This is a genomic window from Puniceicoccus vermicola, from assembly GCF_014230055.1.
GTDB classification, from domain to species: domain Bacteria; phylum Verrucomicrobiota; class Verrucomicrobiia; order Opitutales; family Puniceicoccaceae; genus Puniceicoccus; species Puniceicoccus vermicola.
The window spans coordinates 1-20,463 of the sequence record NZ_JACHVA010000130.1 but is presented as its reverse complement, the minus strand read 5'-3'; the positions used below and the strand labels follow the sequence as shown (position 1 = coordinate 20,463).

Genomic DNA, 20,463 nt, shown 5'->3' with positions numbered 1-20,463 from the left:
AACGGTTGACTGAACGATGATCGAATTCGCGAACAAACTTTGGCTCTACCTCCTTCCTGTAGCCGTCGTCCTCCTCCTCTTTCTTTTCCAGATCGACGGACGGGGCCGCAAAGCCAGCATCCGCCGCTTCGCCTCGGATCGGCTCCTGCAGGGACTGCTTCAGTCCTACAGTCCACTCCGCCGGCGCTTGAAGAACGGAGTCATTCTCCTCGGGGTGGTCTTCCTCTTTCTCGCCCTTGCCCGCCCGCAGTGGGGCTACACCTGGACCGAGAGCCATAGCCGGGGGATCGATATCATCTTCGCCCTCGACACCTCGCGCAGCATGCTCGCGCAGGACATCAAGCCCAACCGGCTCATCCGGGCCAAGCTCGCGATTGAGGACTTTGTGAACCAGCTTGAGGGGGACCGCATCGGCCTCGTTGCCTTCTCCGGCAGTGCCTTTCTTCAGTGCCCCCTCACCCTCGACTACGACGCCTTTTTCCAATCCCTCGACGCGGTCGATACCAACGTCATCTCCGACGGAGGCACCGACCTCTCGGCGGCGATCAAGGAGTCGGAGTCCGCTTTCTCCGCCGACAACAATTTCAAGATCGTCGTTCTCATCACTGATGGGGAGGACCTTGAGGGCAGCGGCATCGCCCAAGCCCGCAAATCCTCCGCAAACGGATTGACCATCTACTCGGTCGGGGTGGGCACCGCCGAAGGCGCGCCGATCCCGATTCGCAACCGCAATGGCTCCATTAGCTACGTGCGCGATGATAACGGAGACGTCGTCCAAAGCCATCTCGAGCCGGAAACGCTTGAAGAGATCGCTCAGGTCACGAACGGTTTTTACGTCCCTCTCGGTACGACCGGATACGGGCTCGAGCAAGTTCTCGAGGCCGGAGTGGGGTCCATTCCCGAGGAGGAGATCTCTTCACAACTCCAGCGCACGGCGATCGAACGTTTCCAGTGGCCTCTCGGCGTTTCGATCTTCTTTTTCGCACTCGAACCGCTCATCGGAACCCGACGTCGGCGACTCTTCCGCGGCAAATCCACCAGCGCAGTCTCGGCCCTCACCCTCGTCACCCTCCTCGGCCTCGGTCTTCCGAAAGATCATCTGACGGCGCAGGAAAGCGAAGCCCCACTCCCGGACGCACCGGTCGAAACAGCCATCGTCGAAGAAGAGGAGGAGGTTCCCGAGCCCGAACCTGAAACTGCTTTCACCCGGGCCCTCGCGGCGGAACCTCTCAACCCTGTCGCCCATTTCAATCGCGGCACAGAATTGTACGAGGAAGAGGATTACACGCGGGCAGCGAAATTCTTCACCGAATCCCTGCGACTCTCACGGGACTTCGCTTTTCAGGCCGACGTTTTCTACAACCTGGGCAACACTCACTACCGCCAAGGCTTGGTTTCCTTCACTGGTGAATCGCCCGGCCAAGTCACTGAGACCGCCACCACCGTATCCGGACAAAACCAACCGCCGATGAAAGCGGGCCAGCAAATCCTGAATACGGCAGCATATCAACCTCCGGAGCAACAGCAGCTCCAGCAGGCCATCAGCGCCTTGGAACAGCGAAAAACTGCCACCGGAGAATCCATCCAGACTCTGGCCGCCGCCTTGGAGAATGAATCCTCGGTGCAGAAACTCTGGCAACGGTCGGTCAACGATTTCGAAAGCGCTCTGGAACTACTCCCCTCTCACGACGACGCCGAACACAACTTGGCATTCGTAAAACAACAGATGGCCGGGCTGGCCTCGCAAATCGCGACTCAGGAGAATCTGAAAAAAGATCAGGAAAAGCAGTCCCAAGAAATCGAAAGATTGATCGAAGAACTGAAAAAGCTGCTCGAAGAACAACAGGATCAACAGGACCAACAGAATCAAGACCAGCAGAACCAGGACCAACAGCAGAACCAAGATCAGCAGCAAAATCAGGAACAGCAGCAGGACCAGGATCAATCGCAGCAGGACCAGGAGGAAAACCAGGAGCAGAACTCAGACGAGGATCAGCAATCCGGCCAGCAGGAGCAGCAACAGCAAGGCGGCCAGCAAAACGAGCAAAATCAGGGTCAACAGGACCAGGAGCAGCAAGAGCCGTCTTCTTCGGAAGACCAACAGCCGGGCGAGCAGAACCCTCAGGAATCGGACAATTCTCCCGAGTCCAATGACTCTTCGGAGCCTGAATCCGAATCTGAAGAGCAATCGCAGGACGACTCGGAACAAACCGGAGACGACCAGGAAGGCGAATCTCCCGAAGAAGCAGGCGCCGAAGAGGAAAGCGCACCCTCCGAGCCCGCAGGCCAAGATGAAGAAGGTCAGGATGAAGACACCCAAGGAGCTGGTTCGGAAAGTCAGTCTTCCGAAGAAGCCGGGAGCGAGGAAGAAGAAGCACCGATGAATCTCAGCGAGGAGCAAGCCGAAGAAATTGCTGAAGAGCTCGCCGCCACCGCAGCGGAAGAAGGCGTTGAAGGAGCCACCGAGGGCGGCGAAGAAGTGGTCATCGGCGTGATGTCGTCGGAAGATGCCGCACGCCTCCTCGACAGCTTAAAAGGATCCGAAAGGAAGCTTCCCTTCGCGGGCAGCGGATCCGAAGGTTCGTCGGACCGAAACAACCGCAAGAACTGGTGATGAAGAAGACACTCATTCTCTGGACCACATTTCTCCTCATCGGAGCCTCTGGGCTGATGGCCCAGATTCAGGTATCCGCATCCTTCCAACCCGCGGTCGTGCGGCAAGGAGAACCCTCCCTCTATCGAGTGGATTTCTCGTCGGACAGTGGATCGACCTCATTCTACAACTCCGCCCCTCCCAAGATTCCGAGAGTCGAAGGGCTGCGGTTCCAATACATTGGACCGAGCCACGAGACCCGCTTCATCAACGGCAAAGGTAGCACCCGCACTAGCCACCTCTTCCGGGCCTTCTCCTCGGAGCCGGGCAAGTATGAAGTGCCTGCCTTCAGCATTCAGAATGGCTCCTCCAAAGCCGAGATCCCCGCGGCGACGTTAGAGGTTCTCGACGCAGCGACCGCGCAAGCCGAAGCTGGAGACGCGGAGAGCCGCACCGCCTGGCTTGAACTGAAATTGCCTCGGGAGACCCTCTATGTCGGAGAGACCACTCCCATTGGAATCCGCCTTTTCCTGAATAGTCAGCAGATTCGCGATGCATCTCTCCGCGCCGAACATCCGGAGAAAGTCGGCGATGCCTTCTCGATCGGCGAATTCAGCGACATGAGTCAAAATCGGGCGGCCCTCAATGGGCTACCCGTCACCGTGGTCGATTGGAACGTCCTCCTCACCCCGCTCAAGACTGGCCCTCAACCCTTGATTTTCGAGCTGCCTCTGGCCGTCGTTTCGCGGAACTCCACGCTTCCCAACGACCCCTTCGGCTCTTTCTTTGGAGGAAATTCACCCTTCTCGCAGATGTTTGGGCGCGAAGGAATCACTGCCTACTCGAAGGACCAGGAAGTCGAAATCCTCCCCCTCCCCACCGCCAACCGACCCGACGATTTCACTGGGGGAATCGGAAGCTTCCAACTGGAAGAAACCCAGATCTCCAGCACCGAGGTGCAAGTCGGGGAACCGTTTCTGTTTTCGATCCAAGTGAGCGGCGAGGGGAACTTCGAGCGCCTTGAGGCACCGGTTCTCCAAGCCAACAACGAGAAATGGAAAGACTACTCTCCAGAGACTTCTTTCACCCCGCGTGACCGGCTGTCCTATGCTGGAGTGAAAACCTTCACCTTCACCCTCGTCCCCCGCGACGAGGGGATCACCACGACCCCGAACTTCTCCTTCAGCTTTTTCGATCCCGAAACCGCGGAATATGAAACCGTCGAAGTGCCTCCAACCAGCCTCACGGTCAATCCCGCCCCTCCGGGCTCCCTGCCCCCCAAGCAAAAAGCCCAGGATGCCAACCCAGTCGAGGCGCGTCGCGGACCCGATCTCCTACCGCTGCAGACCCAATGGACCAGCGGAGGTCTCACCTCTGTCCGCTCTCCGTTTAGAGGACTGTTCTTCTGGATCGTTCAAGCCGTCGTTTTCGTCCTCCTCATCGTCGGCTTCCTCCTTCTCCGTCACCGCGCGCGACTGCAAGACGATCCCGACTACGCTCGCCGCAACCGGGCCAAGCGTGCGAGTCGCCGTTTCCTGAAAGAAGCCAACGATCACGCCGCTGCGGGATCCGTGGAAGCCTTCGTCCACTCGGCTTGCCGGGCGATTCAGGAAAGTGTCGGCCCGTTCCAGAGTGGAGAGCCGGAGTCCCTGACCGAGAAGGATGTCATCGCCATCCTCAAAAATCGGGAATCTGCCGAGTCCATCTTGGAAGAGGTTCACCATTTCTTCTCCGCCGAGGAATCCGTTCAGTATGGAGGACAGAAGGCTGCTCAGGCCGACTTGAACTCCGAGAAGAACCGCCTCCGTGAATTGCTCGCACAGATCCACGCCCGCAAGAAGAGCCGAGCCGGGGGAATTCCTCCGATGGTCGCGCTCCTGGTCACCCTCTCCCTCCTCGCTCTCTCCGCACCGGATCTATCGGGGCAAGAGGAAGACAACACTACGCCGCCGGAGACCGCGACGGTCTCCGAAGAAATCCCACCGGTAACCGAGGCTTCGCAAGCCCGAACTGTTTTCGAGGATGCCGTGGAAAACTATGCTGACGGCAACTTTGCCATGGCCGCGGCCCAGTTCGGCTCCCTCCTACCCAATTTCTCGTCGTCCCAGACTCATTACAACCTGGCCAACGCCCTGTACCGGATCCGGGAATACCCCCAATCCATCCTCCACTATGAGAAAGCCTTCGTTCTCGATCCGACGAATCCGGACATCCGGGCGAATCTGAAGTTGGCTCGCGAGGCGGCTTCGGTCGATATACCGGAGGATCCTCCCCTCGCCGTCATCGGCCACCGGCTTTCCTGGTGCGCTTGGTCATGGCTCCTCGCCCTCGGCTTCTGGGGAGTTGTGGGCACTCTCCTTCTTTCGCGCCCTGCCCGGCTGTCGAATCTCTGGCGCAATGCCCTCGTCCTTTTCTTCGGCCTGATTCTCATTGCCGCCGGACTCGCCCAGGTAACTTGGTTTTCTACCGCCAACGAAGCGGTGGTCTTAACGGAAGACGCTCCCCTGCGCATCGCCCCGACTGCGAGCAGCCCCCTCGAATCCCGATTGATTGCCGGGAGCGATGTCGACGCAAAGGAGACCTACGGCGATTTCCAACGGGTCCAGCTTGAGGATGGAACCGAGGGGTGGATTTTGAAGACCTCGATCGAGCGCGTTCGACCCGAGTAGCCATCTAGATTCCTCCGGGGGAGAAATTGCCTCCCAGGTTTCGATTCACGGTCAAAGGATGCAACTACAAGCGTGGAGAGTTCTGGAAAGGCATGCGCCCCCTTTTTCGTCTGCATTTCGGGAGCACAGCGCTTGAGCCTGCGTGCGGAAGGGCAAGAACCTACCAAAACGCGGGCTTCCTGTCTTCGCCAAGGCTTCTGCGGACATGAAAGCGCCGCGCTCCCACCAACCTTTCTGCGGTGATTCTGCAAGATGGCGCTAGTCATCGGGTGAACTCCACGCAACGGTAGTTACCCTCTTTCTCAAATCCCTGACAGAAGCGAACTTTACAAGTTTCGCGAGGAGCGGTTTACTCGCAAGAGGTCGATCACCTCTGTGAGGGGGCATAGCTTAGCATTTTGCATTTCATCTCTCCCGGAGTTCGCCTTCTTTTTCTTCACGCACCGCCTCTCCATGCTATCCAGTCCTGCTTCCCTCCGAGGAAAACCTCGCTACCGTCTCCCGCTCTTGGGAGGGCTGATTTTGGCCACATTATTGGCAGGATGCGGTGAGAAGCACGAAAACGGAAAATCAGCTTCCACAGACCCGCGCACTCTCGGCCCACTTCCGATCACCCATCGTCCCGAACGACTGGATCAAATCGGCGAAGAAACCTGCCGCACTTGTCACGCCGACGAATTTCGCTCCTGGGGCCAAAGCCACCACGCCCACGCGAACCGCCCGATCGATCCCACTCTCGACCAGCCAGCTTTCGACCCGACCCGGAAACTCGTCGAAGGGGACAGCCAATACCGCATGGAATGGAGGGACGGAAAGCCTTGGATGATCGTCGACGAGGGAGAAGGTGAAACCACCTATCCCCTCGATGGGGTTCTCGCCTACAAACCGCTTCGCCAATATTTAGTGCCCTTTCCCGGCGGCAAGTGGCAGACCACCACTGCCGCCTACGATCCCGCAAAGCAGGAGTGGTTTGATGTCTACGAGGGCCAAAACCGGCGTCCCGGCGAATGGGGACACTGGACCGGGCAGGGCATGAACTGGAACGCCAACTGTGCCTACTGCCACAACACGGAGTTCGACAAGAACCTCGACCCAGTCTCCGGGCACTACCAGTCCGAATGGACCCGGCAGAGCATCTCCTGCGTCCAGTGCCATGCTGGCTTGGCCGAGCATGTCGAATCCGCAACCGAAGCGGATGGCGGCATCCTCCCCCGACGCCTGAATGCGTTCCAAGTGGAAGCCTCCTGCGCCTCCTGCCACTCCCGCCGAGACGATTTGACCGCGAATGAGTTTCGCCCCGGTGACAGTTTTCACGATCACTTTGGACTGACCTTACCCGTCTATCCCGACCTTTACTACGCGGATGGCCAGATTCAGGATGAAGTCTTCGTCTTCGGTTCCTTTGAGATGAGCCGAATGGGTCACGCCGGGGTCACTTGCATGGATTGCCACGACCCACACTCCATGGAGCTGACCCGCCCTGTAGCCAACAACTCAACCTGCATGTGGTGCCACGAAGGTGGGGTCGATGGGGCTCCGGTAATCCGCCCCGTCGAGCACAGCCATCACGCCGAGGGCAGCCTCGGAAATCGTTGTGTGGAATGCCACATGCCGAAGACCACCTACATGCAGCGGGATCCACGGGTCGATCACGGTTTTCATTCACCCGATCCCTTCCTCACCCGCACACAAGGCATCCCGAACGCCTGCAGCACTTGCCACACGGACGAGAGCATCGAGTGGGCGGAGGAAAAGGTAGCCGAGTGGTATCCGGAAAAGAAGGTTCTCACCCGCCAACGGGACCGGGCTCAAGCGATCCAAGCCGCGTGGGAGGGCGACCCCAGCATCGCCCCGAGACTGATGGAATTGGCGAAAGCCGAACCCATTCCCGCTTGGCGTGCCACCTACACCGGCCTCCTCACTCCCTACGCGGGGAACCCCGACGTACAGGAATTTCTCAACCAGAGCTTTGATGATCCCAGTTCGCTCGTTCGTTCCCAAGCCGCCCTCGCTGTCGGACGTGCCGAGACCCTCGCTCCCGAATTCGACGACCTCCTCGCTGACCCAAATCGCAACGTCCGACTCGCCGCGGCCCGGACCCTGAACAATCGACGCGAACCGATTACTCGCCCCGCGACCGAAGAGGAGTGGGAAGAATACCTTCTCTTCAATTCCGACCGTCCCCAAATGGCTTTCATCCTCGCGGACCGGGCCATTCAGGCTGAGGACGCCGAAGCAGCAGAGAAATGGCTGCAACGCGCGATCTATCTCGAATCCCCCAATCCAGAACTGCTGCGTGAGGCCGCCATTTTATACAGCCGCCTCGGCAACTCCGATGCCGCCGCACGCCGACTGGAAGAGGCATACTCCCTCGCCCCCAATGAGGCCATCTATCCGTATTCCCTCGCCCTCATTCGTGCCGAGCAGGGCCGCGCCAAGGAGGCCCTACAATTGCTGAAAATCTCCACCCGCCTCGATCCCGGATTCGATCGGGCCTGGTACAACCTCGCCCTCGCCCAACTGCGGGCCGGCAATCCAGCCGCCGCCTACCAATCTCTAAATCGCGCCACAAGCCTCCGCGGCACCGAGAATTGGATCCGCGCCTATCAGGCTATCGGTCAAGCCCTGCAGCAGCAGCAGCAGTAGAAGCAGCGCCCGAGGCTTCGGCAGACTCCGCGAACTGGGTTTCTACTCCAGAGGGAGGAAATGCCTGGGGGCTGCTCCGCTTAGAGGGAGGACGAGGGTGATGATCGTACGGTTTCAGACTGGGGTCTGGATTGACTCCGATCTGGGGAATTCATCGGCGTTGTGCGCGGGCGAGGCTGAAGCCGGAATGGCACTAGTTTAAGGGTTTTAGCGGGGAAATTTTGATATTGGCAACTTTTGAAGAGGAACCCCTCCACCGTCTGGCGACGGTCCCCCTCCCCTGCCACAGGGGAGGAGTCTTTCTGTAATTTTCTGACTCGCCTCCTACGAGTAGGAGGGGGGCCCCCGACGATGTCGGGGGTGGTTCCCATTCCATACACCTCTTAAACTAGCGCTATTCAGGCTGAAGCCATGCCCCACTGTGGGTGGGTCGCTTTAGCGCCCACCGAGACAGACGAGAAAGGATCCGAGTTGCTGGATTTCGCCCGAGGAACCGCCGATGAGAGTTGTGAGGCCTACGCGGGCAAGGCTGAAGCCATGCCCCACTGTGGTTGGGTCGCTTGAGCGCCCACCGAGACAGACGAGAAAGGATCCGAGTTGCTGGATTTCGCCCGAGAAACCGCCGATGAGAGTTGTGAGGCCTACGCGGGCAAGGCTGAAGCCATGCCCCACTGTGGGTGGGTCGCTTGAGCGCCCACCGAGACAGACGAAAAAGGACCCGAGTTGCTGGATTTCGGCCGAGAAACCGCCGATGAGAGTTGTGAGGCCTACGCGGGCAAGGCTAAAGCCATGCCCCACTGTGGGTGGGTTGCTTTAGCGCCCACCGAGACAGACGGGAAAGGATCCGAGTTGCTGGATATCGCCCGAAGAACCGCCGATCAGAGTTGTGGGGCCTACGCGGGCAAGGCTGAAGCCATGCCCCACTGTGGGCGGGTTGCTTTAGCGCCCACCGAGACAGACGAAAAAGGACCCGAGTTGCTGGATTTCGCCCGAAGAACCGCCGATGAGAGTTGTGAGGCCTACGCGGGCAAGGCTGAAGCCATGCCCCACTGTGGGTGGGTCGCTTTAGCGCCCACCGAGACAGACGAGAAAGGATCCGAGTTGCTGGATTTCGGCCGAGAAACCGCCGATGAGAGTTGTGGGGCCTACGCGGGCAAGGCTGAAGCCATGCCCCACTGTGGGTGGGTCGCTTTAGCGCCCACCGAGACAGACGAGAAAGGATCCGAGTTGCTGGATTTCGGCCGAGGAACCGCCGATGAGAGTTGTGGGGCCCACGCGGGCAAGGCTGAAGCCATGCCCCACTGAGAAAAAGGTCCCGCTCGTGGAATCTGCGCTTTCTTTTTCGAGCTTTTCCTATCCTCCTTTTGGAGGAATTGCTAAAGCGATTCCGCTCCGGGGATAGAAAGCGTTCTCCTCGCACCGCCACGTCTCTTCTCGTGAAATTTGGGAGAGCAGACGGTCTTTTCGCAAGGATTTGCGATGAGGAATGGACTTCAGAACCCCCAGCCGCGGAGGTCCCTCCGTTCAAAATCTTCTCCCCGATCGTCCCCCTGTGTTCAGAGATCGTCACAGAGGATAATTTTGATTTGTTTGCGCTTGGGAACGATTCTCGCTAACGGATAGGTCAGACCAATTTTCATTTCTATTCACAGAACACCTGCCACTCATGCCAACTAAGAAAACCACCCGTAAGACAGCCTCCCAAAAACCGGCTCCCAAGACTGCCACGACACCCGGCAAGGCGCCCATTTCCACGGCTGAAATCAAGGAATCCATTCTTTCCCATCTTGAGAAGACTCTCGCGCGGGATACCAACACCGCCACGAAGCGGGACTGGTGGATTGCCACCTCGAAAGCCGTTCAAGACCGCATCCTCAGCCGCTACATCGACACGATGGGCGTACACAATGAGGAGAACGTCCGCCGGGTCTATTATCTCAGCCTCGAGTACCTCATGGGACGCCTCTTCCGTAACAACATTTTCAACGCCGGCGTCTTCGACCAAGTCTCCGAAGCGTTGGGAGAGCTCGGGCTCGACATCGATGAGCTCGCTGCCGAAGAAAATGACATGGGTCTCGGCAACGGAGGTCTCGGTCGTCTCGCCGCCTGCTTCCTCGATTCCCTCGCGACTCTGGACCTACCGGCCATCGGCTACGGCATCCACTACGAATTCGGACTCTTTAAGCAGGAATTCGAGAATGGTTACCAAGTCGAGCGTCCCGACAACTGGGAGAAGTTCGGCAACCCTTGGGAAATCATGCGTCCCGAGTACATGCAGACCGTCAATCTCTACGGCCGCGTCGAAAACCGAGTGGACGAAAAGGGCGATTTCAAACCGGTTTGGGTCGACACCCGCAGCATTAACGGGGTCCCCTTCGACATCCCGATATGCGGATATGGCACCAAGACGGTCAACTTTCTCCGCCTCTGGGAATCCAAGGCCTCAGAAGAGTTCGACTTCCAGGTCTTCAACGAAGGGGGCTATGTCGAAGCCGTTCACGACAAGGCCGTCGGCGAAACCGTCTCCAAGGTTCTCTACCCGAACGATGCCACGGAAAGCGGCAAAGAGCTGCGTCTCGTTCAGCAATACTTCTTCGTCTGCTGCTCCCTTCAGGACATTATGCGTCGCTTCCTCAAGAAGGAAAGCGACTGGAGCGAGTTCCCGAGCAAGGTCGCGATTCAGCTGAACGACACCCACCCGGCTGTCGCCACCGCCGAGCTGATGCGGATCCTCGTCGACGAGCAGGGAATGCCGTGGGACGAAGCGTGGGGCATCACCCGCAAGACCTTCGCCTACACCAACCACACCCTTCTTCCGGAAGCATTGGAGAAGTGGAGCGTGCCGCTCTTTGAACGGGTCCTCCCCCGCCACCTCCAGATCATCTACGAAATCAATCGCCGATTCCTCGAAGAAGAAGTGGAAGCCATGTGGCCCGGTGACAGCGGCAAGAAGAGCGAACTTTCGATCATCGAAGAGGGTGAACCGAAGATGATCCGCATGGCCTATCTCTCCGTGGTCGCCAGTCATGCCGTCAACGGTGTCGCCGCTCTGCACACGCAGCTCTTGCGCGACTATCTCTTCAACAGCTTCGACAACCTTTATCCGGGCAAGTTCCAGAACAAGACGAACGGGATCACCCCCCGTCGCTGGCTCCTCGCCTGCAACCCGGAGCTCGCCAAGCTGGTCACCGGCAAGGTCGGAGAAGACTGGCCGAAGCACCTCGACGAACTCAAAGGGCTCGAAGCATTTGCCGAAGACCCGGACTTCCAAAAGGAATACCTGGCCGTCAAGCACACCAAGAAGGAGCAACTCGCCGCCTTTATCGAAAAGAACATGGGCATCACGGTGAACCCGTCCGCCCTGTTCGACACACAGGTCAAGCGACTGCACGAGTACAAGCGCCAGCATCTCAACCTGCTGCACATCCTGACCCTCTATCACCGGATCCTCCACAACCCGGACTACGATATGGTACCGCGCGTCTTCGTCTTCGCCGCAAAAGCCGCTCCCGGTTATTACCTGGCGAAGAACATCATCCGCGCCATCAACAAAGTGGGCGAGAAGATCAACAATGACCCACGCGTGAAGGACCGCATCAAGGTCGCCTTCCTGCCGAACTACGGAGTGACGCTCGCCGAGAAGATCATCCCGGCTGCCGACCTCTCCGAGCAGATTTCGACTGCGGGGAAGGAAGCTTCCGGAACCGGCAACATGAAATTCGCCCTCAACGGCGCTTTGACCATCGGAACTCTCGACGGAGCCAACGTGGAAATCGGTGAGGAAGTCGGCGACGACAACATCTTCATCTTCGGTCTCGAAGTCGAAGACGTCGAATCCCTCCGCGCTTCCGGCTACAACCCTTGGGACTACTACAACTCGAACGCCGAGCTGAAAGCCGTCCTCGACTGGCTCCAGTCCGACGCCTTCACTCCCGGGGAATCCGGTGCCTTCCAGCCGCTGGTCGATAGCATTCTCAAGAACGGCGATCCGTTCCTCGTCTGCGCCGACTACGCCGCCTACATCGAGGCTCAGGAAAAGGTCGACGCCGCCTTCCGCGACCGCGAACGCTGGGCCAAGATGGCCATTCTCAACACCGCCCGCGTCGGCAAGTTCTCCTCAGACCGCACCATCCGCGAATACGCGGACGAGATCTGGGACCTGCCCTCCGTGCCGGTGAAATAAGCCCGCGAGGATTTTTTCCATTTCAGGCGGATCGGCGAAAGTCGATCCGCCTTTTTTTGGGGCGAACGTGAGCGACTGACCATTCCAAGGTAGCGAGCCATGGCCTCATGGCTCATCCGATGGTTCAGGGGTGATCGATTGAGCACGAGCTTGGGTGCGGGTTGGGCCAACCCGCGCTACCGAGAAACCGGTCTCCCACCGAACCGATCCAACCGGACGAACCGAATTTCCCCTTTAGGAATTACCGAGCCAAGGTAGCGAGCCATGGCCTCATGGCTCATTCGGTGGTTCAGGGGCGATCGGTTGGGCACGAGCTTGGGTGCGGGTTGGGCCAACCCGCGCTACCGAGAAACCGGTCTCCCACCGAACCGATCCAACCGGACGAACCGAATTTCCCCTTTAGTTCAGGGGCGATCGATTGGACACAAACCTGGGTGCGGGTTGGGCCAACCCGCGCTACCCTAGAACCGGTCTCCCACCGAACCGATCCAACCGGACGAATCGAGTTCCCGCTCAGAAACTGACACACACAAGGTAGCGAGCCATGGCCTCATGGCTCATTCGGTGGTTCAGGGGCGATCGATTGGACACAAACCTGGGTGCGGGTTGGGCCAACCCGCGCTACCCTAGAACCGGTCTCCCACCGAACCGATCCAACCGGATGAATCGAGTTCCCGCTCAGAAACTGACACACACAAGGTAGCGAGCCATGGCCTCATGGCTCATCCGGTGGTTCAGAGGCGATCGATTGAGCACAAGCTTGGGTGCGGGTTGGGCCAACCCGCGCTACCGGATTGGTGGCATTGAGAGATTTCTTCCAAATTTATCCACAGAATTCCTCCACGCTTGCCTTGCCAAGCAGGCGAGGCCAAGTTTATGAGCATACACATGTTCGCCAGACGCATTTGCCTCCTCCTTCTTCTCCTTGCTCCATTTTCCGTCTCTGCGCAGAGCACCAGCGACCTTCGCAAGCAAGTCGCGAATCTCACGCAGGACGTTAACGCGCTGCGCGGTTTGCTCGGCAGTCTCCGGATTGAGGTGGAAAGCCTGCAGCGGGAAAACGCCCAGCTGAAGGCTGCAATTAAACGCTCTGCGGCCGCCCAGAGCTCCCAAGCCGACGTACTCCGCCAGGTCGACGCGCGGATCGCCGCCGTGAAGGCGGAGCTCCTCCGCGAGGATGCCGAGACCCGCAAGGACATCATCTCCTCAGTCAAGAAACAGATGGATTCGCTCGCTTCGCAGGTAGAAGTCTCGCTGAAAAAGATCGCCATCTCCGGGGGCGGAAGCACCTCGTCCAGCGTTCCCCCTCCTGCCTTCACCGAAGACTATCCGAAAGACGGAATTATGTACCTCGTCGAATCCGGCGACACCCTCAGTGGCATCGCCGCCAAGCACAACAGCCGGGTCAGCTGGATCCGCAGCGCCAACAAGATCGTCGACGCCAACCGCGACCTCCACGCCGGCGAGACCATTTTCGTACCCCAGAAGGATTGAGCGAGGCATTGCATTCCTCCTCCGAACCTCTTGACTTAACAATTATGGCGAAACCCAAGCCCAGACTTGGCCGGGGCCTGAATGGCATTCTCTCCGGCGGCAAAGAAACTTCTTCCAGCGGCTCCGCGCCGAAAAAGAAAGCGACTCCGGCTGCGACCTCAGCCCCCCCGAAGCGCCCTCTCCCCCCGGCCCGCGGCTATCAGGAGATCCAGGTCTCGCTGGTGAAACGTAGCCCCTACCAACCGCGTAAGGACATTCCCACCGAGAAGCTTCAAGACCTCGCCAACAGCATTCGCGCCGAAGGTCTCCTCCAGCCCATCGTCGTCCGTCCCGCCGGGAAAGAATTTGAGCTGATCGCCGGGGAACGCCGTCTGCGCGCCTTCGAACTTTTGAATCTCAAGCAGATCCCGGCTCGGATCATGGAGATTGGGGATGCCTCGTCCGCGAGTCTGGCCCTCATCGAGAACCTCCAGCGCGAGCAGTTGAACCCTGTGGAAGAGGCTCTCGGCTACGCCAGCCTCATGAAGGATTTCGATCTGACCCAGGAAGAGACCGCCGAACGAGTCGGCAAGGGCCGGGCCACGATCGCCAATTCCCTCCGCCTTCTCCACCTGAATTCCGAGATCCAGGGCTTTCTCGGCCGCGGTCTTCTGACCACGGGTCATGCCAAAGTTCTGCTCGGGATCGAAGATCCCACCCTTCGCGGACTCCTCGCCCGTCGGATCATTGAGGAAGGAATGAGCGTTCGCGAAACCGAGAATCAGGTGAAGCGCCTGAACGCCCGCGGATCGAATCAGTCGACCAAGAAGGCGGCCGATCCCGGTGCCGAAAATTCGGCTCTCGATTCTCTTCGCAAGGATCTGGAAAAACACCTTCGGGCTCCCGTTCAGGTGAAGCAGACCGGCAAGAAGGGCCGCATCGTCATTCAGTTTACCGGCAACGACGATCTCGACCGCATTTTGCAGCAATTGGGGATGCGCTGAGATTCTCGAGGCTAGGCGCCTCTGATCGCATGGGGTTATCCCCCAATACGGCTATTTGAGGTTTCCCGGGGACGCAAAACTTCTTGTTCCGACTCCCGCGAGGATCAAAACTCCTGCCATGAAGAAGCCCCTTCTTTCCGTCGCAATCCTTTGCCTATCCGCCCTCTCTGCGTTCTCGCAGGAGATCGAATGGATCGAGGGACCTGCCACCGCATCAATCGGTGACATCGCCGAAATCAACGTCCCGGAGGGATATGTCTTCACCGGGGCCGACGGAACAAAACGACTCATGGAGGCCATGCAGAATCCGGTCTCCAACACCGAACTGGGGTTCCTCGCTCCTGCCTCTGTCTTCGAAGGCGGTGAAGATTCCTGGTACGTAGTCTTCGAGTTCGATTCGATCGGGTACGTCAAAGATGACCAGAAGGACGATCTGGACGCCGACGCCATTCTCAAATCCATTCGAGCTGCCAACCAAGAAGCCAATAAGATGCGCGTTGCCCGCGGCTGGCCGGAATTGCATGTGGTCGGATGGGCGGTTCGCCCGAACTACAATCCGCAGACCAACAACTTGGAATGGGCCACGCGGGTCAGTGCAAACGACGGGGAGGACTCGATCAACTACAACACCCGTCTACTCGGTCGCAAAGGGGTCATGGCCGTCACCTTGGTCACGGGGGTCGATGCCTTCTCCGGAGTCAAAACCTCCTACGAGCAATCCCTCGCCGGTTTCTCTTTCGTGAAGGGAGAGCGATACGCCGAATGGAAGAGCGGGGACAAGATTGCCCAATACGGACTGACGGGTCTCGTGGTCGGAGGCGGGGCCGCGATCGCAGCCAAGACCGGCCTCCTCGCGAAATTCTGGAAGATTCTGATCATCCCCTTCCTTGCCATCGGCGCCTTCATCAAAAAGATCTTTAAACGATAGTGAACGGCCTCTGATTCTATGAGGGACGACCTTACCCTCTTTCTCATCCTCTGGGCGATCTACGCCGCGGAGAACTGGGTGCTCACCTCCAACCGGTCCCTTCTGGTATCACTGACCTCCCGCCGTCCCCCGAACCGGCCAGGATCCGGAATCGGAAATGCCCGCTGGCGTCTCTCCCCTCTTCTGCCCCTCCCTCTGTACCATCTCGTCTCGGTGGCCTCTCAGTCTCCTCTGGCCTTGGCCCCCCGGGGAATCAGTTCCCGGCTGGTTCAGAACTGGGCAACCCGCCCCCTCGGGTCCACGGGAGGACAGTCAATCCGCTATGAGAATGCGGCCCCCACAGACAGTGAGGGAAGCACCCTCCGAATCCGGGGAAAGTCATTCGCCCGATGCGACACCGAGACGGAAGCCAAAGCCCTACACCAATGGATCGATGAACTACGCGATCAGTCTGCCGAAACCCGATCCGAGAAGATTCGTCAATACTACCAAGACCGCTTCCCCGACACCTCTGTGATCGAGGAACGCATCGAACGGCTGAGAGTGAAGACGAATCTTCACCGAGTGCTCAGCTCCGTTCTGGCCGTCTACTCTCTCCTGCTTTTTCCTTTGGCCTACTATCTTTATCCGAGTCCCCAAGTCCTGCTCAGCTTCCTCTTGAGCAGTATCTTCGGGGGCTGGATTCTCACCGGATTTTATTTCCGGACCCACCGAAGCCTCTACCCCGAGGAAAAAGGGAAGCGTTTCCAAGGCGTCCTCAAGCAAGTTTTCTGCTTCCCGGTAGCCATGGGCGCCTCCAAGGACTTCTCCCTCTACGCTTTTGCCGATATCGATCCCCTCGCCCTCTCTCACGCAACTCTTCCGGAGGAGGAATTTCTCCAGATCGCCCGCACGATCTGGCTCGACCTCGAGTACCCTCTCATCGACGAGCCAGACCCGATCGTGGCGGAGTCTCGAGAGATTCTCAAAGAGGTCTCCGCCGAATATCTCACGCGTTTGGGTCTCCGTCCCACCGAACTGTCCAAGGCACTGGAAGCCCTCGATTCGGCAACCACTTGCTACTGTCCACGCTGCCACTCCGAATTCAACCAGCCGCGGGAAACCTGCAGCGAATGCCCCGGTGTCGCGGTCATTTCCACCCAATGATGCAACTGCCATGAATCTTGTCATCCTCATCATCGCCGCGATCGGTGGATTCGTTCTGGTCTACAAATTGATCCCTTCCGGCAAAGCCGAAAAACGCGCAGAGAAGGATCTCCCCTACACTCCCAGTCAGCCGTGGTTCAAGGTCCTCCAAGTTCCCTCAGACGCGCAGTGGTCCGAGATTGAGAACCGCTACCGGGAACTCTCCCATCAATACTCTCCAGCAATCATCGAGACCCTCGAGCCAGACCTGCGTGAGGATGCATACACCCTACGGCGCGAGATTGACGCCGCCTACCGGACTGCGAGAATCCGCCACTCTCTTCCCGTAGAGGATTGAGAGCGACAACCTATCGGAAGCCACTTCTCCGGCCTTTTTATACCGAATTTAGGAAGTTTTGATAGTTATGGCGGGATGGGAAATGAGTCTGAGCGAGGCGGCCCAATTGGAGGCGGGTCTGCGACCCGTGCCATTTGGGCTAACGCTGCTCAGGCTCATTTCCCGCCCGTCCCAGGGGGATGCGCCCAGAATCGAAGTTCGCGGCGTTTCAGGGATCGGAGCGTATCTCGATACGAATCCGATCCCTGCGCCTTGCGCTGCTTCGATTCTGCCCCGCACCATAACGGTCAAAACTTCCTAAATTCGGTATTAATCGGTCCTAAAACCGATCTGAGATCACGACCTCGTCGTAGCTCAATTGTCCTGACTTGGGCTTTGCGGGCTCAGTTCCCTTCCCGATCGCAACCATGAAGCTGATGACATGATCTTCGGGTAGGTTCAGGAGTTTCCCGACCGCCTCGAAGTCAAAGCCATCCATCGGGCATGAATCATACCCCATGTCCTTCGCGGTGAGCATGAGAGCCATTCCAGCCATTCCACAGGAGCGCATGCACTCGTCCTGCTGCACTTGAGGTCGATCCCGATAATACCCGTCAATCGCCGGAACAATGATGTCCTGCACTTCCTGGGGCGCATCCTTCCAATATCGTTCTGGATTCTTTTCCCACGCCTTCTTGTCGGCGCAGAGAATCACGAGGAGGGAGGAATCCGTCACCTGAGCCTGATCCCATGCCACTGCGCGGATCTGCTTGCGCAATTCCGGATCCCGAACGGCCACAAAACGCCAGTTCTGAATGTTGAAGGCGGTGGGCGCCAGCATCGTCGATTCAAAGAGCTGCTTCTCCTCTTCAGGAGTGAGCTGATGCTCGTTATCGTAATGCTTCACGGCGCGCCGTTGACGAATTGCTTCCAAAGTTTCCATGAAGCCAGAATGAGGAGGGATTTTGAAGAATTGCAAATGCACTCCCTTTGATTCCCCAGCGAAACTCTCCGTGGCAGACGCGCTTCGACTGCGACCCTACGATTTTTCTCCGCTTTCGGAACGGATCCCTTTTTCCTGAAATTTCTTATCGATTTGGGGTTGACGCACCCCGCCAAAATCACCTTTATCCATTGTCTTTAGACGCGAGCGTAGCTCAGTTGGTAGAGCACCACCTTGCCAAGGTGGATGTCGAGAGTTCGAACCTCTTCGCTCGCTCCACTTTTTAAGCCGCTTCCTCCGGGAAGCGGTTTTTTTTTTGCATACCATGCTAGAACAGCAAGGCCTTGAAGACGTAATCCCCTCATTTATACCGAGTTTAGTAAGTTCTGACCGTTATGGTGCAGCGCAGAATCGAAGCAGTGCAAGGCGCTGGGATCGGATTCCCCCTTTCGGTTTTCTCTTCCTGAACGAACGTAGAAGTCAGGCGTTGTCCCGCACCGACTGGTTAGGTCTTTCATTGAGAGGGTCGTTAGTGAACCTAAAGGTCAAGATACCAATGATTCCAAAAATCAAACCGACGAGTCCCCAGAAAAACGGGTCTAGATTGGCAAAGAGAGCCTTCCCATTCTCTTTTCTTCTCTTTGATTCTTTGAAAAGTGCAATCGATGAAACAATGTGAATGCCAGCAATCGACCCGGGCAGCAGAACATGGTATGAGATTCCGATTAGGCTAAGACCAAACATATTGCCGATCACAGCGAGGCCCACAAGGATGACGGCCGACATGATAATTATTACGATTGTATTCATTCTTTCTATCTAACGTAGAGGAGTCTCAAGGAGTGAGCGAGGGACGAGCGAACGGAGTTTAGACCTCCGGCTGGATATGACAATTTGCCAACAGGCTTCGGAATCCCCCAAGAGCTTTCGATGTAATTTTACTGTTCATTCTGTGCTCCGCCTTTTCTATTTCTTTTCCTTTCAATCAGTTCTCCGACGACAAACGAAATTCCGAAAAAAATAAGGGCGCTAAATGCCATCGCTATAATGAAAAACGGGTCCAAATACCGAAGATCGAAATAAGCGAGTACTTGAAACAAAACAACCGAGATTGAAACCGACAGAAGATTCGCTACTTTCTTTTTGATAATAAAAAAATGGAAGCAGCACGCGACAGGAACGCCAATCCCCAACAGTGCTATCGCAGCTTCAGTTTCTTCTTTCATATCGTGAAAGCCAGACGCGGAAGTCAGACGCGGAGCGACTGAATCGAGTTGTATGGGCTGCCTGGTTGGAAATTCATTACTTTCACTCACTACTGTCCAGTCAGGAAGTCGTTGAAGTTGAGTTGGTTAGATAATTGAGTTTCGTCAAAATTTGTGAAGGATTCTGTAAATAGCTGATTGATATGAACTTTCTGAAAAGCGTTAACACTCAGAACTTGCAGAATCCGGGTCAAACTGTGGTCGAGGCAGAGAGTCTTTTTGAGACTGGCGACGAGAAGATAGGTGCAGATGGCGATCCAAATTTGGGTTCTGACGGCATTGTCCGAGGTTCCGAAGAAGGACTTGATCCGCAGGTTCTGTTTGATCCATTTGAAGAAAAGTTCGATCTGCCAGCGGCTCTTGTAGACCAAGGCGACGGTCAATGCTGGGATGGAAAAATTGTTGGAAAGGAATACCAAGTCCTTGCCAGTCTCCTCGTCGAAGAAACGAACTCGACGCAAAGCAATGGGATATCGTTCCTTGGACAGGGCTCCGCTCAGACCGATTGTTTGATCGCTGCGCAGACCTGTGATTTTGGCAACTCTGCGGGACTCCCGGACATAGCAGTCGAGGTTGCGTTTGGCACGGATAACGAAGAACGCTCCGGCCTGGCTGAGGCCGAAGAGTCGACCGAAGTCGAGGTATCCACGATCCATTACATAGATCGTTCCGGGAGAGACTGGCATTCGGTCGAGGAAAGACACATCGTGTTCCCGTCCCTTCGTAACGTCGATGAACAGCGGGATAGAGCCTTGAAGTTCGAACTGCGTGTGGATCTTTACCGCCGCTTTCGTGGAACGAAAGTCCGCCCAAGGGAAGAGAGTCAGGCAAAGATCGATGGTGCTCGAATCGACCGCGACGACCATGCCATCGAGACCCATCGGGTTCGTCTCGCCTGCCTAAAGTCTCCGCGTCCTTCGAATGAGGATATGAGCCATGGCTTCGTAGACGCGCCAGTCCCTCCATTGGTTGGCATATGCCAAATTGGTGCGGGTAATGTTGCCGCGAAACCCCATCGCGTAAGCGTTTTGATTCCCGCGCAAACAAGCCTCGATCTCGCGCAACCCCTCCCGGTAAGTCAACTGGGCAAAGACCATGGCAAGGAATTGGTCGCGTGCGGTAAATCCGCGACTGCTCTTGGGCATCGGGTAAAGCTTGATGCATCGGTCGAACTCCTTCCGGTCCAAGCCATCGGTAATCTGAGTAAAAACGAGCCTGCCAGCGTTCATCCGTTATTGAGAACGAATGCGACGGAAGGTCGCCAGCCGATTCAAATGCGTGACAACCTTTATCCTGT

At 57.4% G+C, this 20,463-nt stretch carries 15 protein-coding genes, 1 tRNA gene and 1 pseudogene; 12 read left to right on the top strand and 5 right to left on the bottom strand.

Annotated features, from left to right (window positions below; genetic code table 11):
- Positions 1-16 precede the first annotated feature (16 nt).
- The 3 genes from H5P30_RS18155 to H5P30_RS18145 all read left to right on the top strand — a co-directional run bounded on the left by H5P30_RS18155 (position 17) and on the right by H5P30_RS18145 (position 7,908).
- Positions 17-2,614 carry a VWA domain-containing protein gene (locus H5P30_RS18155; RefSeq protein ID WP_185694335.1) on the top strand — a complete coding sequence of 866 codons (2,598 nt, stop codon included), beginning with the start codon at positions 17-19 and terminating at the stop codon, positions 2,612-2,614.
- Positions 2,614-5,262, top strand: coding sequence for a BatD family protein (locus H5P30_RS18150; protein ID WP_185694334.1), 2,649 nt, complete (start codon positions 2,614-2,616; stop codon positions 5,260-5,262). Before H5P30_RS18155 ends, H5P30_RS18150 begins: the two co-directional genes overlap by 1 nt.
- 453 nt (positions 5,263-5,715) lie before the next feature.
- Positions 5,716-7,908: an ammonia-forming cytochrome c nitrite reductase subunit c552 gene (locus tag H5P30_RS18145; protein WP_185694333.1), complete on the top strand. Its 2,193-nt coding sequence runs from the start codon at positions 5,716-5,718 to the stop codon at positions 7,906-7,908.
- A 435-nt stretch (positions 7,909-8,343) separates the two neighbouring features.
- Here H5P30_RS18145 and H5P30_RS18140 read toward each other — a convergent pair whose 3' ends face one another.
- On the bottom strand, positions 8,344-8,706 hold the full coding sequence (locus tag H5P30_RS18140) for a hypothetical protein (protein WP_185694332.1): 363 nt from the start codon (positions 8,704-8,706) through the stop codon (positions 8,344-8,346).
- On the opposite strand from H5P30_RS18140, the gene H5P30_RS18135 reads away from it, so the two are divergent.
- The 8 genes from H5P30_RS18135 to H5P30_RS18100 all read left to right on the top strand — a co-directional run bounded on the left by H5P30_RS18135 (position 8,698) and on the right by H5P30_RS18100 (position 17,280).
- Positions 8,698-9,213, top strand: a complete 516-nt coding sequence (locus tag H5P30_RS18135; protein ID WP_185694331.1) for a hypothetical protein — start codon at positions 8,698-8,700, stop codon at positions 9,211-9,213. The two genes, H5P30_RS18140 and H5P30_RS18135, sit on opposite strands and share 9 nt — an antisense overlap.
- A 361-nt stretch (positions 9,214-9,574) precedes the next feature.
- Positions 9,575-12,091 (top strand): glycogen/starch/alpha-glucan phosphorylase, encoded by a 2,517-nt coding sequence (locus H5P30_RS18130; protein WP_185694330.1) that lies wholly within the window; start codon positions 9,575-9,577, stop codon positions 12,089-12,091.
- Between the two features lie 876 nt (positions 12,092-12,967).
- Entirely contained in the window at positions 12,968-13,585 is a 618-nt protein-coding gene (locus H5P30_RS18125; protein ID WP_185694329.1) for a LysM peptidoglycan-binding domain-containing protein, read from the top strand.
- A gap of 44 nt (positions 13,586-13,629) precedes the next feature.
- The gene (locus H5P30_RS18120; protein WP_185694328.1) at positions 13,630-14,568 is read left to right on the top strand and encodes a ParB/RepB/Spo0J family partition protein; all 939 of its coding nucleotides are present in this window, start codon (positions 13,630-13,632) and stop codon (positions 14,566-14,568) included.
- Positions 14,569-14,686: 118 nt separating this feature from the next.
- Positions 14,687-15,496, top strand: a complete 810-nt coding sequence (locus H5P30_RS18115; protein WP_185694327.1) for a DUF2167 domain-containing protein — start codon at positions 14,687-14,689, stop codon at positions 15,494-15,496.
- Between the two features lie 18 nt (positions 15,497-15,514).
- A complete protein-coding gene (locus H5P30_RS18110) occupies positions 15,515-16,642 on the top strand; it encodes a hypothetical protein (RefSeq protein ID WP_185694326.1) in 1,128 nt (375 codons plus the stop codon).
- A gap of 10 nt (positions 16,643-16,652) precedes the next feature.
- Positions 16,653-16,979, top strand: coding sequence for a hypothetical protein (locus H5P30_RS18105; protein WP_185694325.1), 327 nt, complete (start codon positions 16,653-16,655; stop codon positions 16,977-16,979).
- 67 nt (positions 16,980-17,046) lie between these two features.
- Positions 17,047-17,280: a hypothetical protein gene (locus H5P30_RS18100; protein ID WP_185694324.1), complete on the top strand. Its 234-nt coding sequence runs from the start codon at positions 17,047-17,049 to the stop codon at positions 17,278-17,280.
- 18 nt (positions 17,281-17,298) lie between these two features.
- Here H5P30_RS18100 and H5P30_RS18095 read toward each other — a convergent pair whose 3' ends face one another.
- Positions 17,299-17,901: a nitroreductase family protein gene (locus H5P30_RS18095; RefSeq protein ID WP_185694323.1), complete on the bottom strand. Its 603-nt coding sequence runs from the start codon at positions 17,899-17,901 to the stop codon at positions 17,299-17,301.
- A 203-nt stretch (positions 17,902-18,104) separates the two neighbouring features.
- Here H5P30_RS18095 and H5P30_RS18090 point away from each other — a divergent pair.
- Positions 18,105-18,180, top strand: a tRNA-Gly gene (locus tag H5P30_RS18090).
- 201 nt (positions 18,181-18,381) lie between these two features.
- Here the strand turns inward: H5P30_RS18090 and H5P30_RS18085 are convergent.
- The 3 genes and pseudogenes from H5P30_RS18085 to H5P30_RS18075 form a co-directional block, all read right to left on the bottom strand.
- Positions 18,382-18,711: a hypothetical protein gene (locus H5P30_RS18085; RefSeq protein WP_185694322.1), complete on the bottom strand. Its 330-nt coding sequence runs from the start codon at positions 18,709-18,711 to the stop codon at positions 18,382-18,384.
- A 128-nt stretch (positions 18,712-18,839) separates the two neighbouring features.
- Positions 18,840-19,217 carry a hypothetical protein gene (locus H5P30_RS18080; RefSeq protein ID WP_185694321.1) on the bottom strand — a complete coding sequence of 126 codons (378 nt, stop codon included), beginning with the start codon at positions 19,215-19,217 and terminating at the stop codon, positions 18,840-18,842.
- Positions 19,217-20,395, bottom strand: a pseudogene (locus H5P30_RS18075) (IS4 family transposase). The gene H5P30_RS18080 and the pseudogene H5P30_RS18075 overlap by 1 nt, the downstream one beginning before the upstream one ends.
- Between the last annotated feature and the right edge of the window lie 68 nt (positions 20,396-20,463).

Bases quoted from the DNA above. Each gene is read 5' to 3' on its own strand.
- H5P30_RS18135 (WP_185694331.1), top strand. From the start codon at position 8,698: ATGCCCCACTGTGGGTGGGTTGCTTTAGCGCCCACCGAGACAGACGGG.
- H5P30_RS18145 (WP_185694333.1), top strand. From the start codon at position 5,716: ATGCTATCCAGTCCTGCTTCCCTCCGAGGAAAACCTCGCTACCGTCTC.
- H5P30_RS18095 (WP_185694323.1), bottom strand. From the start codon at position 17,901: ATGGAAACTTTGGAAGCAATTCGTCAACGGCGCGCCGTGAAGCATTAC.
- H5P30_RS18125 (WP_185694329.1), top strand. From the start codon at position 12,968: ATGAGCATACACATGTTCGCCAGACGCATTTGCCTCCTCCTTCTTCTC.
- H5P30_RS18155 (WP_185694335.1), top strand. From the start codon at position 17: ATGATCGAATTCGCGAACAAACTTTGGCTCTACCTCCTTCCTGTAGCC.
- H5P30_RS18085 (WP_185694322.1), bottom strand. From the start codon at position 18,711: ATGAATACAATCGTAATAATTATCATGTCGGCCGTCATCCTTGTGGGC.
- H5P30_RS18120 (WP_185694328.1), top strand. From the start codon at position 13,630: ATGGCGAAACCCAAGCCCAGACTTGGCCGGGGCCTGAATGGCATTCTC.
- H5P30_RS18115 (WP_185694327.1), top strand. From the start codon at position 14,687: ATGAAGAAGCCCCTTCTTTCCGTCGCAATCCTTTGCCTATCCGCCCTC.
- H5P30_RS18105 (WP_185694325.1), top strand. From the start codon at position 16,653: ATGAATCTTGTCATCCTCATCATCGCCGCGATCGGTGGATTCGTTCTG.
- H5P30_RS18130 (WP_185694330.1), top strand. From the start codon at position 9,575: ATGCCAACTAAGAAAACCACCCGTAAGACAGCCTCCCAAAAACCGGCT.
- H5P30_RS18100 (WP_185694324.1), top strand. From the start codon at position 17,047: ATGGCGGGATGGGAAATGAGTCTGAGCGAGGCGGCCCAATTGGAGGCG.
- H5P30_RS18150 (WP_185694334.1), top strand. From the start codon at position 2,614: ATGAAGAAGACACTCATTCTCTGGACCACATTTCTCCTCATCGGAGCC.
- H5P30_RS18110 (WP_185694326.1), top strand. From the start codon at position 15,515: ATGAGGGACGACCTTACCCTCTTTCTCATCCTCTGGGCGATCTACGCC.